At 59.6% G+C, this 15,237-nt stretch carries 6 protein-coding genes; 4 read left to right on the top strand and 2 right to left on the bottom strand.

The window, feature by feature from the left end; translation table 11 throughout:
* The first annotated feature begins 81 nt into the window (after positions 1-81).
* Entirely contained in the window at positions 82-1,167 is a 1,086-nt protein-coding gene (locus tag KGA98_RS07870; RefSeq protein WP_223501986.1) for an ABC transporter substrate-binding protein, read from the top strand.
* Between the two features lie 6 nt (positions 1,168-1,173).
* On the opposite strand, the gene KGA98_RS07865 is transcribed toward KGA98_RS07870, so the two are convergent.
* On the bottom strand, positions 1,174-1,392 hold the full coding sequence (locus KGA98_RS07865; protein WP_057714552.1) for a DUF2970 domain-containing protein: 219 nt from the start codon (positions 1,390-1,392) through the stop codon (positions 1,174-1,176).
* Positions 1,393-1,567: 175 nt separating this feature from the next.
* Here KGA98_RS07865 and KGA98_RS07860 point away from each other — a divergent pair, with 175 nt between their 5' ends.
* The gene (locus KGA98_RS07860) at positions 1,568-8,146 is read left to right on the top strand and encodes an NEL-type E3 ubiquitin ligase domain-containing protein (protein WP_223501985.1); all 6,579 of its coding nucleotides are present in this window, start codon (positions 1,568-1,570) and stop codon (positions 8,144-8,146) included.
* A 54-nt stretch (positions 8,147-8,200) separates the two neighbouring features.
* On the opposite strand, the gene metH is transcribed toward KGA98_RS07860, so the two are convergent.
* Entirely contained in the window at positions 8,201-11,911 is a 3,711-nt protein-coding gene (gene metH, locus KGA98_RS07855; RefSeq protein ID WP_223501984.1) for a methionine synthase, read from the bottom strand.
* A gap of 156 nt (positions 11,912-12,067) precedes the next feature.
* Between metH and KGA98_RS07850 the strand changes: the two genes are divergently transcribed.
* The gene (locus KGA98_RS07850; RefSeq protein WP_223501983.1) at positions 12,068-14,377 is read left to right on the top strand and encodes a fatty acid cis/trans isomerase; all 2,310 of its coding nucleotides are present in this window, start codon (positions 12,068-12,070) and stop codon (positions 14,375-14,377) included.
* Positions 14,378-14,563: 186 nt separating this feature from the next.
* On the top strand, positions 14,564-15,148 hold the full coding sequence (gene nfuA, locus KGA98_RS07845; RefSeq protein WP_007912592.1) for a Fe-S biogenesis protein NfuA: 585 nt from the start codon (positions 14,564-14,566) through the stop codon (positions 15,146-15,148).
* Positions 15,149-15,237 lie beyond the last annotated feature (89 nt).

Raw genomic sequence — 15,237 nt, 5'->3', positions numbered from 1 at the left:
GACAAAAACCGGAAAAGTCGCCGTTTTACGGACGTTCGCTGGCTATAATGCGCGGCGAATTTCCGGGGGCTCGGACGACACATGTTGAAGTTTCTAAGTGGTGTATTACTGGCGCTGGGCATGGTCGCGGGACCGTGCGCTCAAGCGGCGTCAGTGCTGTTCCTTAACCCGGGAACCACCAAGGAAGCTTTTTGGGTCAGTTACTCGCAGTTCATGCAGGCCGCCGCCAGAGATCTGGGCATGGACCTGCGGATCCAGTATTCCGACCGGGTGCCTGAAAACATCATCAAGCAGGCGCGCGAAGCCCTCCAGGGACACAATCGTCCCGACTACCTTGTGTTCGTCAACGAACAATCCGTTGCCCCCGAAGTGCTGCGCCTGGCACAGGGCAGCGGGGTGAAGTTGTTTCTGGTCAACAATGCCTTGACTGTGGATCAGGTAAAACTGCTCGGCGCCCGACCCGACAAGTATCCCGACTGGATCGGCAGCCTGGTGCCCAACGATGAGGAGGGCGGCTACCTGATGCTCAAGGAGTTGATTCGGTTGCATCCCCCGGTGGCCCCGGGCCAGATGATTGACCTGCTGGCTTTTTCCGGTTTGAAGGTCACGCCGTCGGCGCAGTTGCGTGAGAAGGGCATGCGTCGGGCGCTGGCCGAGCACCCGCAAGTGCGTTTGCGTCAGTTGGTGTACGGCGGCTGGACACGTCAGCGCGCGTACGAGCAAGCCAAACTGTTGTTCACGCGTTATCCGCAGACTTCACTGGTGTGGGCGGCCAACGACGAAATGGCGTTTGGCGTCATGCAGGCGTACGTCGAGTCGGGCGGTGTTCCGGGCAAGGATGCATTGTTCGGCGCCATCAACAATTCACCCGCAGCATTGCAAGCGCTGCTCGACAACCGCCTGAGCGTGTTGCTGGGCGGGCATTTCACCTTGGGTGGCTGGGCACTGGTTGAGCTGCATGACTATGACCAAGGGGTCGACATCAGCCAGTACGGCGGTCGGGACCGACAACTTCCGCTGTTGCAACTGATTAACCGGGCGCACGCCAAACAACTGCTGGCGTTGGGCAGCGCACGGAATTTCGGGGTGGATTTCCACAAGCTGTCGGCGAAGGGGCGACCAGCGTCCTACCGCTATCCGTTCAGCCTGCAAATCCTGATGCACTGAGCCGTTTCAGATCCCTGCCAGCAGCAACACCAGTTTGACGATGCCAAACAGCGTCAGGGCAAATACCGTGGTGAACAAAATCCCCAGGATCACGAAGTGACTGGGCTTGCCGTGGGTAAAATCCCGCGCCCGGTTCTTGTTGCTCTGCACTCCGAACGCTGCCGCCATGACACTGTGCAACATCTGCCAGAAGGTTGGCGGCTTGTTGTCGACTGGATCGTCCATAAATCCCTCGCCTGTCAGTAAGTCCTCAGAGCATAGACAATCCGCCGGCCAGTGGTGCGGCCGGCCTGCGAGTCGACGCATTTTGAAATCAGTCTGGGCCGATGCGATAACTATCTACCGCAGATACGGTTCAGTGAAATGATGTTCTGTCGTTCCATTTTTCAGGAGCGACACAATGTCTACCCATCCCCCCTCTGTGCCCCGTCAACCTTTGGTTGCGGGCCAAACCAGCATTCACCGCGAGCTTCTTGAACAGCTGACGCCTGATTGGTTGATCGATGCCACGCCGCAGCGGCGGGCCGCCATAAAAGCCAGCGGCTCGCTCGCGCCGCGCTGGTACTCGCGAGCGTCCATCGAGCAACAGCAGGCACTGAAAGACCGTTTCAACGACAGCTTTGTTTCCCAGGCCCGGCTCGACAAAACCATGTCGTCGCTGCCCGATGCCGAAAGCTTTGCCGAGCCGATACTGCAAAAGGCGCTGAAGGATCAGTTCGGGGTCGAGGCCGACGTCAACAAAACCCTGGTGTGTCTGAGGCGAGCGCTGGAAGTCAGCGATCTTGAAATCGAAATCGGCACATTCGAGGTGATGAAGCTTTCGTTGTTGCAGGCGGTACTGCATAACTTCGAAGCGTCCGAATGCGAGGCGGGCGCCTTTCAGCGCGGGTCGGGGTTTGTGGTCGAGACTTCCACGCCAGGGACGTTCGAGGTCGCTGCCCTCAACATGTCGGTCACGCAATTCCTCTCACTCTGCCGCAAGCTGGATATCGGCACGCGGTATCAAACCTGTGTCGAGGCGTTTTTCCAGGCAACGGATGCGCAGAAGGAATCGACAGTGTCCGAGCAATTCATTGCCAGCCAGAAAGCGGCAATGAGAGCAGCCGCTGAATTGGCGCTGCTGAAAAAAGACATCGAACCCGACGATTACGCAATGATCCTTTCGGTGGTTGATGGCGAAGTCCATCCCCGTGTCGGCAACAGGCCAGTCTGGTTTCGCGACCTGAACCTGATGAAGCGCAGGATGACGGGCTGCGTCGTGTTCAGCATCAGTGAACAATATCGCTATACCAACGACTACATCGTCTACATTCCCCACGATCCCGAGCACCCGCTCAAACGCTATACCTCTGAGCAGCTGCGTGAAGAATTCAAGCGCCAGTTCACCACCCAGGACGCGTTGCCCGCCAGTGGCAGCGAGCCGACCGCCCACCAGCGTTTTTTCAGCCAGTTCGTCGCCTACGCCGACCGCCCTTATTACTTCAGCCAGTTCACCCGCAAGGCCGCCGACTCTGTGACCGATCCCTTGCATTCGTTCTGGATGAAGGTCGCACAGTACGTGCCCCCGTTTTCGTCCGTCGCCCGCATCAAAGAGCTGCCGCCAGAACCTGCGGGTAAACGTGAGCCGGTGGAAGATCCTTATCTCAATCCATTCGGGATGATTCGCGAAGGCGTGGCGGGCATCTGGTCCGCCAACAGTGATCTGTGGACTTATCTCTACGAGCAAAACCGCAAGAAAGTCATCGCCGACGCACGCAGCCATGCGGTGCCCACGGCGGACGTCGATGCGCGAGTACGGGCGCAAAAGCTCAATCATCTGCTGGAATTCGGCCTGCTGGGCCTGAACATGGTGTCGATGTTCGTGCCGGTGCTGGGGGAGATCATGCTGACGGTCATGGCGGGTCAGCTGCTGTACGAGTCGTTTGAGGGGGCGATCGAGTGGAGTGAAGGGGATCGAACGGCGGCCAAGGCGCACCTGGTCGATGTGGCCGAGAATCTGGCGCTGGCCGCGGTGATGGCCGGTGCGGGCAAAGGCTTGGCCAAGCTGACGGCGGTGAAACCCGAACCGCTGGTTGAACGCCTGCAGCCCATCCAGCGCGCCGACGGCAAAACCCGCTTATGGAAACCTGACCTGAGCGGATACGAACGCAACCTCATCCTGCCTCGCCATTCAGTCCCTGATGCGTCGGGGCTGCACCGGATACATGGCAAAACCTTCATTCGGCAGGGTGGCAGGGTCTACGAAACAACCTTTGACCCTTCGCTGAAGAAATGGCGCATCCGGCATCCGACGGATACCAGCGCCTGGCAGCCGATACTCGAACACAACGGACATGGCGCCTGGCGCCATGCGCTGGAGCGTCCCCGGACCTGGGATCGGCTGACCCTGCTGCGGCGCATCGGCCATATCACCGAGGCTTTTTCCGATGAGCAACTGCTCGACATCGCCGAGGCCTGTGGTGTCGAGGACAGTGCCTTGCGCAAGATGCACATGGATCATCTTGCGCCGCCACCGGAGCTGGCGCACGCCTTGCGGTTGTTCGAAGCCGACCCCGGCACTGGCGGACCACTGCTCGAAAAATTGCAACGCGCCAGCCCGGGGCTGAGTAATACCGCAGCCCGCAGGGTTCTGCTCGATGCCAATGCCGAAGAGCTCACCCGCCTCAAAACAACGAGTCGAATTCCCCTGAAATTGCTGGAGGAAGCCCGTTGGTATGCACAACAGGGGCGTCAGGCCGGGGCTTTCACTGGCCTGCGCATGGAATCCGCGCTGTCCGCTGATAGCCGCTGGCTCGCACTGCATGCCCTGGAAAAAATGCCGGGGTGGTCCGGCGAGGTGCGGCTGGAGATTCGCGATGGCCACATCGAGGGACCGCTCATCGACGGCATTGGCAGCGAGGCCGCGACGGTCCGCAAGTACGTGGTTAAAAACGGCCCGTCCTATCAGGCATTTGATGAGCGTGGCGAGACGCTCAATGGCGTGCCCGCCACCGGCGATAACTTTTTCGCCTCGATCATGCACGCATTGCCCGATGAATCCCGTCGCGCATTGGGCGTTCCACACGTGGGCCAAAGCGTCGAACTGAAGCAGGCTGTCATCGACTCGGCCTTCGAGCATCGGGCGCAATTGTCGCAAATGCTGGAACAGCGCAGCGGTCACCGCAAGGCGTTCAAGCCGCCCGTACGCGTGACGGAGCGCCGGCTCGGCTACTACGCCAGCGGGCGCGGGCAAGGTTTGAATCCTTCTCTGGTGTCGCGGGTTCAGGATGTCTATCCGGCGCTGTCGGATCAGCAGGCCAATGGGTTTATCCTGGCGCAGCTGCGCGCGGGTAAAACCGACGCACAGATTTATAGCCTCCTGCAGGCGCGTATGCGCGAGTGGGAGACCCTCGAGGCGACGCTCGATCAATGGGTCGGCGAGCCGATAGCGGGTTCTGTCCTGGAGTCGATGCTCGGAGGCAAGGCCTCGGTCGCGCAGAGCCTCAAGCAATCCTGGCGTAATTCGCCGCTGGCCGGGGAGCATCCGCGCTACAGAATGCTTGAGTTGGTCTGTGACGACCCGATCCCTGCACTGTCGGCGGACTTTTCCCATGTGGGTGATCTGTATGTCCGGGGTCGAAGCATCACTGACGCCAATGTCGATGCGTTGTTGGTGAATTTTCCCAAGCTCAAAAGACTGCGGATCAATGCCACGGGCAACGATTTCAGCACCGTGCCCCAAGTGCTGAACAGCATGCCGGACCTCAGGGGTCTGAGCCTGTATTCAGCCGCGCCCTTCGCAGCAGAAATGCCGTCGAGACTCGGTGCGTTGACGGCGCTCGAGGAGCTCAGGGTGTACTCAACCTGGGGCGTTCCCGTGGCGTTGGACGTCAGCCGGCTACGCAATCTGCGTCTGCTCGACGTGATCGCGCCGTCGATGGATCAGTGGCCAACCGGGGTTCTGGAGTTGCCCCATCTTGAACGTCTGAACCTGACCGGGACAGCCATCAGTACATTCCCCGACGGAATTTTCGAAGGGCATGAAAAACTCTGGTCCGGGTTGTCGCTGGATTGGTCGAACATGCTGCGTCCAAACTTCAAGCAGGCCTATGAGTATCTCCGGCGTCAGCCCCAGCACCTTGTTGATCTGGAAGAAATGGTCAGGGACTACAGCAGGGGCGAGTTGAAACGTCTTGGTGAGGGCATCAATGACCCGTTCGCGGGAATGTTCGATCAGTTTGTCGAACAGTGGCAAGACGCAGGGGCGAGATTCGACGCCGTCGAAGCATTGAGCGAGCAGCATTATCAGCTCAACCGGCAGCTTGATGACTGGTCCCAACGCGCGCTGCGAGTGCCTGCAGCGGCCAACGAAATCATGGGACGTATCTGGACGGCCGATGCCCTGAGAACCTGTTGGCGCAATGGCGCATTCAAACGCTACGGCTCGACGGCCGATGCCTCGGTACTCGATTTGCCGAGTCTGGCGATGAGTGAATTTCCCGAATTGCCTGACGGCGCCTTCCCTGAAGTACGAACCTTGTATCTGAAGGGTAATAGAGCCCCCGTCGAGCAGATCCGCAGTTTCGTACGCAAGTTTCCCGAGCTTGAAAAACTCGACGTGAATGGCAGCGGTCTGACCGAAGTGCCCTTTGAGCCCGGTGATCTTGAAAAACTGACTGATCTGGATCTTTCCAATAACGGGATTGTTGGCGACACCGGGGTTCAGCAAGCTTTTGATGGATTGCAGGCACTGCAATACCTGAACTTGAGCAACAACCCGTTGAATACCTTGGATGTCAGTGCAATGACCCGCCTCAAGTCCTTGAATCTAAGTGGCACAACGCTGCAAGAATGGCCGACCGGGGCACAAGAGCTGCCAGAGCTGTATTGGCTGGACTTGCGGGACAGCAAGGTCAACGCGCTGCCGGAGCCGCTTGCGGATGAGACGCTGCTCAAGGCCAACCTCACGGGCACACCTTTAACCCCTCAAGCCGTTGCGATGCGCAACGCAGCCCGGCATCGAATGGAAATGGCCAAAGGTCTTCCGGTCGGCGCGCTGGAACGGTTCGACCTGGAACAGGTGCCACAGGATTTCCCACCGTTCGAAAGCGGCAGTTCGATTGCACATCAATTGTTGCCGCTGCCGGAAGTCCCGGCGGGAGAAGGGGTTGCAGTTTTAACAAAGCGCCTGCAACGCCTGAAACCGACACTCGCCGATGATGACGCCTTGCAAATGATCGAACAGATGCAGGGCAGCGAAGCTGCGAGCGTGAAAATTGCCGAATGGGAGAAAACCTATGAAACGCTCACGCGCCAATTGAATGGCTGGCTGTTCACCCGGGGATCTCGCGGAAACGGCTGGATGACGTCTTCCAGCATTCGCAGGCAGGCTGCCTTGCGGATCGTCGAATGCTGGCAAACAGGTCTGAGCGGCACGGGCGCGGTGGCTGATGCGGTGCTGGATCTCAACGGTCTGCAACTGGGTGACCTGCCTGAGGTACCGGCATCGTTCGAGCATGTCGGCACATTGAAACTGACGAGCGTAAAACTTACCCGGCAAGGTTCCGATGGGTTCCTCAAGGCCTTTACCCGCCTGAAAACCCTGGACCTCAATGGCAATGGGCTGGATGGCGTTCCCGAGCCGGTCTGTGACATGGACAGGCTCGAGCGTCTGGAGTTGTCCTCGAACCGGATGGACGATGCCGAGCTGCTGTATGCCGCATTGAATAAGCTGGAGCGTTTGCGCTGGCTGGACTTGAGCTACAACGAACTGGATGCCTTTGATATCGGCGTTTTCGAGCGATTGGATACGCTGGATCTGCGCAACAATAATTTGACCGAGTGGCCGGAAGGGGTGTTCGACAGCCAACACCTTGGCACGCTCAATCTCAGTGGCAATGACATCACGTCGATCCCCGAACAGGCCCTGAGTGGCGACCACGACAGTCTGATGGCCGGTACGGATTTGAGCGACAACTACAACCTGTCGCTTGAGAGCCTTGAGCGACTCAGGGATTACCGTGAAGCGGGTTTGCACGACATGGTGCTGGGGATCTCGCGGGCCGATCTTGACGGGTTGATCGATGACGCCAACGGCAATGGCGGCGACAGCAGTGAAGGCATCGATACGGATGAGGAACTGTCAGAGACCGAGCCGGAACCCGAGCAAAAAACACCGTGGTTGGCCAATCTTCCTGCCGGGGAAGTGGCCGGTAAAACCGGGATATGGAATCAGCTCGCGGCGGAACCGGACAATGCGGCGTTCTTTCACCTGCTTTCGCGACTGCAGGATACGCAGGAGTTCAGGGTGGCAAACGCCGATCTGACGCGGCGGGTCTGGACGGTCATTGAAGCCGCCGCCAGCAATTCTGAACTGCGGGAGATCCTGTTTGCCAGTTCCAGCACCCACGGCACGTGTGTCGACGGTCGAATCCTGACGTTCAGCGGACTGGAAAGCAGAGTCTTCACCCACAATGCCTTGCTTGATATTCCCTTCGGGCGCCCGAGTGTGAAGGGACATGCACTGCTGAATTTATCCCGGCAGCTGTTTCGACTGGACAAGGTCGACGATCTCGCGAGGAAAATCGCCGCGCAAACCGGGCAGGATGAGGCCGAAATACGTTTAGGCTATCGAATCGGGCTGACACAAGGATGGGCGGACGGCCTGGAGCTGCCAGGGCAACCGAAACACATGACCTATGCCTCGGGAGTGACCGCTCGACAACTGGCGGACGCGCGAATCGAGATCGTCAACGCAGAGCAGTCCGATGGTTTCTTTGAAGACTTGATCCAGCGCGACTATTGGGTGAGTTATCTCAAGGAAAAACATCCTGACGTGTTCAAGGCTCTGGATGAGATGGATGTTCAGGAGGAAGTTGAAAGCGCTGACGATGCGGCATTTCTGACTCAGCTTTTCGAACAGAGGGCGGCGCGCAACGCGAAGATGATCGAATTGTCCCGACAGGAGGTCGTGGAGCTGACGGTTGCCTCAAACAGGTAAATCACCTGTGGGAGCGAGCAAGCTCGCTCCCACAAGGTTTTTTCAGTTGATCACTCAGTTGTCGTAACCGAGATTCGGCGCAAGCCAGCGCTCGGTAACGCTCAGTTCCTGGCCTTTGCGCGACGTGTAGCTCTGCACCTGGTCCTTGTCGATCTTGCCCACGGCGAAGTACTGCGCCTGCGGGTGAGCAAAGTACCAGCCACTGACCGCTGCTGCCGGGAACATCGCGTAGTGCTCGGTGAGGAATACACCACTGCGGCCTGCGCGCATTTCCTGGGCCTCTGGGTCTAGCAGGGCGAACAGCTGGGCTTTCTCGGTGTGATCCGGACAGGCCGGGTAGCCCGGAGCCGGACGAATGCCGCTGTACTGCTCCTTGATCAGTGCCTCGTTATCCAGCGCTTCATCCTTGGCATAACCCCAATAGTCTTTACGCACCTGCTGGTGCAGCCACTCGGCGCAGGCTTCGGCCAGGCGGTCGGCCAGGGCCTTGACCATGATCGAGTTGTAATCGTCGCCGGCGTCCTGGTAGGCCTTGGCCACTTCTTCGGCGCCGATCCCCGCAGTGGTGATGAAACCACCCACGTAGTCAGTCACTTCACTGTCCTTGGGCGCGACGAAGTCGGCCAGGGAGAAGTTCGGTTTGCCGTCGGTCTTGATGATCTGCTGGCGCAGGTGATGCAGCTTGGTCATTGGCTTGCCGTCATCGCCATAGAGCTCGATGTCGTCGTCATGCACCTGGTTGGCCGGCCAGAAGCCGAACACCGCGCGAGCGCTGATCAGCTTTTCGTCGATCAATTTGCGCAGCATTTCCCTCGCGTCGTTGTACAGCGAGGTGGCGGCTTCACCGACCACTTCGTCCTGGAGAATGCGCGGGAACTTGCCGGCCAGGTCCCAGGATATGAAAAACGGCGTCCAGTCGATGTATTCGGCCAGCACGTCGAGGTCGATGTTGTCCAGCACCCGCGCTCCGGTGAAGGTCGGTTTGACCGGCGTGTAGGTCGCCCAGTCGAATTGCGGCTTCTTGGCGATGGCTGCGCCGTAGCTCAGGCGCTCGGTGCGGGCACTGCGGTTGGAGGTGCGCTCGCGAACTTCGATGTAATCCTGGCGGGTTTTCTCGACAAAACCGGCCTTCAGTTCCTTGGACAGCAACTGGGTCGCCACGCCCACGGCGCGGGAAGCGTCGGTGACGTAGATCACCGCGTCGTTGCTGTATTTCGGCTCGATCTTGACTGCCGTGTGCGCTTTGGAAGTGGTGGCGCCACCGATCATCAACGGCAGGTGGAAGTCCTGGCGCTGCATTTCACGGGCGACGTGGACCATCTCATCCAGCGACGGGGTGATCAGGCCGGACAGGCCGATGATGTCGCACTTCTGTTCCCTGGCCACCTGCAGGATTTTTTCCGCCGGCACCATCACGCCCAGGTCGACGATGTCGTAGCCGTTGCAGCCCAGCACCACACCGACGATGTTCTTGCCGATGTCGTGCACGTCGCCTTTTACGGTCGCCATCAGGATCTTGCCCTTGGCCTCCGGCTTGTCGCCTTTTTCCAGTTCGATGAACGGGATCAGGTGGGCCACGGCCTGCTTCATCACGCGGGCGGATTTCACTACCTGAGGCAGGAACATTTTGCCGGCGCCGAACAGGTCGCCGACGATGTTCATGCCGGCCATCAACGGGCCTTCGATCACTTCGATCGGGCGGGCGAAGGACTGGCGCGATTCTTCGGTGTCTTCGACGATGTGGGTGGTGATGCCTTTGACCAGTGCGTGCTCCAGACGCTTGTTGACGTCCCAGTTGCGCCACTCTTCGGTCTCGGCTTCCTTGACGCTGCCGTCGCCCTTGTACTTGTCGGCGATGGCGAGGAGGGCGTCGGTGCCTTCCGGGGTGCGGTTGAGGATCACGTCTTCCACGGCATCGCGCAGTTCCACCGGGATCTGGTCGTAGATCTCCAGTTGCCCGGCGTTGACGATACCCATGGTCAGCCCGGAGCGGATCGCGTACAGCAGGAACACCGAGTGGATCGCCTCGCGCACCGGGTTGTTGCCACGGAACGAGAACGACACGTTGGACACGCCACCGGAGGTCAGCGCATACGGCAGTTCGTCACGGATATAGGCACAGGCATTGATGAAGTCGACGGCGTAGTTGTTGTGTTCTTCGATACCGGTGGCCACGGCGAAGATGTTCGGGTCGAAGATGATGTCTTCCGGCGGGAAGTCCACTTCGTTGACCAGAATGTCGTAGGAACGTTTGCAGATTTCCTTCTTGCGCGCTTCGGTGTCGGCCTGGCCGGCTTCGTCGAAGGCCATCACCACCACGGCGGCGCCGTAGCGCTTGCACAGTTTGGCGTGGTGAATGAACTGCTCGACGCCTTCTTTCATGCTGATCGAGTTGACGATGCCCTTGCCCTGGATGCACTTGAGGCCGGCTTCGATCACTTCCCACTTGGAGGAGTCGATCATGATCGGTACGCGGGAGATGTCCGGTTCGCCGGCAATCAGATTGAGGAAGGTCACCATGGCCTTCTTCGAATCGAGCATCCCTTCGTCCATGTTGATGTCGATCACCTGGGCGCCGGCTTCGACCTGCTGCAGGGCGACTTCCAGGGCTTCGGTGTAGTTGTCTTCACGGATCAGGCGGGCGAACTTGGCGGAACCGGTGATGTTGGTCCGCTCGCCGACGTTGACGAACAGCGAGTTGCGATCGATGGTGAACGGCTCCAGACCCGAGAGGCGGCAAGCCTTCGGGATGTCCGGAATCTCGCGCGGCGCATAACCGGCCACGGCCTTGGCGATGGCCTCGATGTGGCCCGGCGTGGTACCGCAGCAGCCGCCGACGATGTTGAGGAAGCCGCTCTGGGCGAACTCTTCGATGACCTTGGCGGTTTCCGACGGCAATTCGTCGTACTCGCCGAACTCGTTCGGCAGGCCGGCGTTCGGATGCGCGGAAACGTGGGTGCTGGCCTTGTTCGACAACTCTTCGAGGTACGGGCGCAATTCGCGGGCGCCGAGGGCGCAGTTCAGGCCGACGGAAATCGGCTTGGCGTGGGCCACGGAGTTCCAGAAGGCTTCGGTGGTCTGGCCCGACAGGGTGCGGCCGGAGGCGTCGGTGATGGTGCCGGAAATCATGATCGGCAATTCGACGCCCAGCTCTTCGAACACGCCTTGTACGGCGAAGATCGCGGCCTTGGCGTTGAGGGTATCGAAGATGGTTTCGATCAGGATCAGGTCGGCGCCGCCCTCGATCAGGCCTTTGGTGGCTTCGGTGTAGTTCTCCACCAGCTCATCAAAGGTGACGTTGCGGTAACCAGGGTTGTTGACGTCCGGGGACAACGAGCAGGTACGGCTGGTCGGGCCGAGCACGCCGGCAACAAAACGTGGTTTGTCCGGGTTCTCGAGGGTTTTCGCATCGGCGACCTTGCGCGCCAGGCGAGCGCCTTCTACGTTCAATTCGTACGCCAGTTTTTCCATGCCGTAATCGGCCATGGAAATCCGGGTGGCGTTGAAGGTGTTGGTTTCCAGAATGTCGGCGCCGGCGTCCAGGTAGGCTTTTTCAATGCCGCCAATCACGTCCGGGCGAGTCAGGACCAACAGGTCGTTGTTGCCTTTGACATCGCTTGGCCAGTCAGCGAAGCGTTTGCCACGGTAATCCTGCTCTTCGAGCTTGTAGCTCTGGATCATCGTGCCCATACCGCCATCGAGAATCAGGATGCGCTCTTTGAGGGCGTGCTTGAGAGCTTGAAGGCGAACGCTGCGATCGGACATTTGGACTACTCGGTAAGGCCATGACGAAGGGCCGGGATGATAGCAAACCTGTGCGCTTTTGGAGCGTGACTCGAATTTGCATGAATATCGTTCATGTTGGTAAGGGTGACAGACCGGTAGAATCGCGACGTTTTTTCAGGATTCGGGACCAGGGACATGTCGTATCGCTTCGTCATCGGCACATTGCTGCTGTTTTTAAGCTGGGGCGCCGTGGCGCAAGGCCCGGTGATTTCCTCTGCCATGTCACCTGTTATCTCCTACAGCCGCGACATTCAACCGATCTTCACTGAAAAGTGCGTGGCCTGCCACGCCTGCAATGACGCCGCCTGTCAGCTCAACTTGGGCAGCGGTGAGGGCGCGGCACGTGGCGCAACCAAAGTCCCGGTCTACGACGGTGACCGCCGCCAGGCGGTTGCACCGACCCGACTGTTCTATGACGCCTCCGGCAAACAGGCCTGGCAACAAAAGGGCTTCTATTCGGTGCTTGATGCCCAGGGCAGTCAGGCCGCACTGATGGCGCGGATGCTGGAGCTTGGCCACAACACTCCGTTGCAACCCAACGCGAAGCTGCCGGAAGACATCGTCCTGGGCCTGAACCGGGAAAACATGTGTGCCATGCCCGCGGAGTTCGACGGCTACGCCGCCAAGCATCCGAAGGAGGGCATGCCGCTGGCAGTGACCGGCCTGACCGACCAGCAGTACCAGACGCTGCAACGCTGGCTGGCGGCAGGCGCGCCGATCGATCAGCAGGCGCTGGCGCCCAGCGCCAGGGAAGCCTTGCAGGTGGTGCAATGGGAAAACCTGCTCAATTCGCCGGGAGCCCGGGAAAGCCTGGTGGGGCGTTGGCTGTACGAGCACTGGTTCCTGGCCCATCTCTACTTCAAGGACGGTGAACCTGGGCATTTCTTCCAGTGGGTGCGTTCGCGCACCCCGACCGGCCAGCCGATCGACCTGATCAACACCCGTCGCCCGAACGATGATCCGGGCACGCAGTTTTACTATCGCCTGTGGCCGGTACAGGGCGTGATCGTGCACAAGACCCACATCACCTATCCGCTGGGTCCGGCGAAGCTGGCGCGGGTCAAGAGCCTGTTCTACAGCGGCAACTGGCAGGTCGACGCATTGCCGGGCTATGGACCGCAGAGCCGGGCCAACCCGTTTGCCACCTTCGAAGCGATTCCGGCCCAGGCGCGCTATCAGTTCATGCTCGATAACGCCGAATACTTTGTGCGCACGTTCATTCGTGGGCCAGTGTGTCGCGGCCAGATCGCCACGGACGTGATCCGCGATAATTTCTGGGCGTTGTTCCAGGCGCCCGAGCACGACCTGTATGTCACGGATCCGAATTATCGCGGGCAGGCCACGCCATTGCTGGCGATGCCGGGGCAGAACGATGATGTCGGCAGCGTCCTTAGCCTGTGGCACGACTACCGCGACAAGCGTAACGAGTATGAAGCCTTGCGCCGGGACAGCTACGCCGATGAGCCAGCACCGAGCTGGTCGACCCTGTGGGCCGGCAACGACAATGCGTTGCTGAGTATCTTCCGCCATTTCGACAGTGCTTCGGTGACCAAAGGCCTGATCGGCGAGGTGCCGCAAACGATATGGCTGTTCGACTATCCGCTGCTGGAGCGCACCTACTATCAACTGGCAGTGAACTTCGATGTGTTCGGGAACCTGTCCCATCAGGCTCAGACGCGCTTGTATTTCGACTTGATCCGCAACGGCGCCGAACAGAATTTCCTGCGCCTGATGCCCGCCGACTCCCGGGATGACTACCTTGATGACTGGTATCAGAACAGTGGCAAATTCAAGATGTGGCTCGACTACGAGACCATCGACGACGACAAGCCGACCGCGCTGAAGCTTGACGCGCTGGACCCCAAGCGCGACTTTGCCATGCAATTGCTGGCCCGTTATGGCGATCTCAATGCAAGGCCCGACCCGATCAATCGCTGCGACGGCGCTTACTGTTCGCGGCCAAACATCGACCCGGAACTGCAAAGTGCCGAGCAGGCATTGAGCCGCCTGACTTCGCGTCCGGCCGCCGGACTGAAGGTCATCGATCAGTTGCCGGAGGCCACGCTGCTGCGTATTGAAACCGGCAGCGGCAAGCGTGAGGTCTACAGCCTGTTGCGTAACCGTGCCCACAGCAACGTGGCGTTTTTGCTCGGTGAATCACTGCGCTATCAACCGGGGCTCGACACTTTGACGATTTTCCCGGGTGTGCTCAGCAGCTACCCGAACTTCATGTTCAACATCCCGGCCGGGCAAGTGCCGGCGTTTGTGGATGCGATGGAGAGCGCCAAGGACACCGACAGCTTCGAGAAAATCGTCGAACGCTGGGGAATACGCCGCAGTCATCCGCAATTCTGGGCTTATTTCCATGACCTGAGCCGCTACATCCACGAAACCGATCCGGTGGAAGAGGGCGTACTGGACATGAACCGCTACGAGAACCTCTGAACCACCGCAGATCCCCTGTGGGAGCGGGCTTGCTCGCGAAAGCGGTGTGTCAGTCGCAATTGATTTGCCTGACACGACGCCTTCGCGAGCAAGCCCGCTCCCACAATTCTTTCCCGACAAAAATACTAGGACTTTGTCCGGCGCGTTGATTGGCGTAAACTGCGCCCAAGCCTGCGAGGAGTTTCCATGACCGCTATTACCATCACTGACGCCGCCCACGATTACCTGGCTGATCTGCTCTCCAAGCAGAACACCCCTGGCATCGGCATCCGCGTCTTCATCACCCAGCCTGGCACCCAGTACGCCGAAACCTGCATTGCCTACTGCAAGCCGGGCGAAGAAAAACCCGAAGACACCGCGCTGGGGCTCAAAAGCTTCACCGCGTACATCGACCACTTCAGCGAAGCCTTCCTGGACGATGCCGTTGTCGACTACGCCACCGACCGCATGGGCGGCCAGCTGACCATCAAGGCGCCAAACGCCAAGGTACCGATGGTCAACGCCGACAGCCCGGTCAACGAGCGCATCAACTACTACCTGCAAACCGAGATCAACCCGGGGCTGGCCAGCCACGGCGGTCAGGTCAGCCTGATCGACGTGGTCGAAGACGGCATCGCCGTCCTGCAGTTCGGTGGTGGTTGCCAGGGCTGCGGCCAGGCCGACGTGACGCTGAAGGAAGGCATCGAGCGCACCTTGCTCGAGCGCATCCCGGAGCTCAAAGGTGTTCGCGACGTGACCGACCACACGCAGAAAGAAAACGCCTACTACTAAGGTGTTCGCTGCGAATTGAAAAAACGGCGCCCCGTGAGCGCCGTTTTTTTATGGGTGAAATTTGCCGACGCCATCGCGAGCAGGCTCGC

This window comes from Pseudomonas sp. BF-R-24 (assembly GCF_019947335.1).
GTDB lineage: Bacteria > Pseudomonadota > Gammaproteobacteria > Pseudomonadales > Pseudomonadaceae > Aquipseudomonas > Aquipseudomonas jessenii.
This window is presented reverse-complemented; position numbering and strand designations above follow the sequence as displayed.

Excerpts from the sequence above, each read along its gene's own strand:
- KGA98_RS07870 (WP_223501986.1), top strand. The coding sequence starts at position 82 with ATGTTGAAGTTTCTAAGTGGTGTATTACTGGCGCTGGGCATGGTCGCG.
- KGA98_RS07860 (WP_223501985.1), top strand. The coding sequence starts at position 1,568 with ATGTCTACCCATCCCCCCTCTGTGCCCCGTCAACCTTTGGTTGCGGGC.
- KGA98_RS07865 (WP_057714552.1), bottom strand. The coding sequence starts at position 1,392 with ATGGACGATCCAGTCGACAACAAGCCGCCAACCTTCTGGCAGATGTTG.
- KGA98_RS07850 (WP_223501983.1), top strand. The coding sequence starts at position 12,068 with ATGTCGTATCGCTTCGTCATCGGCACATTGCTGCTGTTTTTAAGCTGG.
- nfuA (WP_007912592.1), top strand. The coding sequence starts at position 14,564 with ATGACCGCTATTACCATCACTGACGCCGCCCACGATTACCTGGCTGAT.
- metH (WP_223501984.1), bottom strand. The coding sequence starts at position 11,911 with ATGTCCGATCGCAGCGTTCGCCTTCAAGCTCTCAAGCACGCCCTCAAA.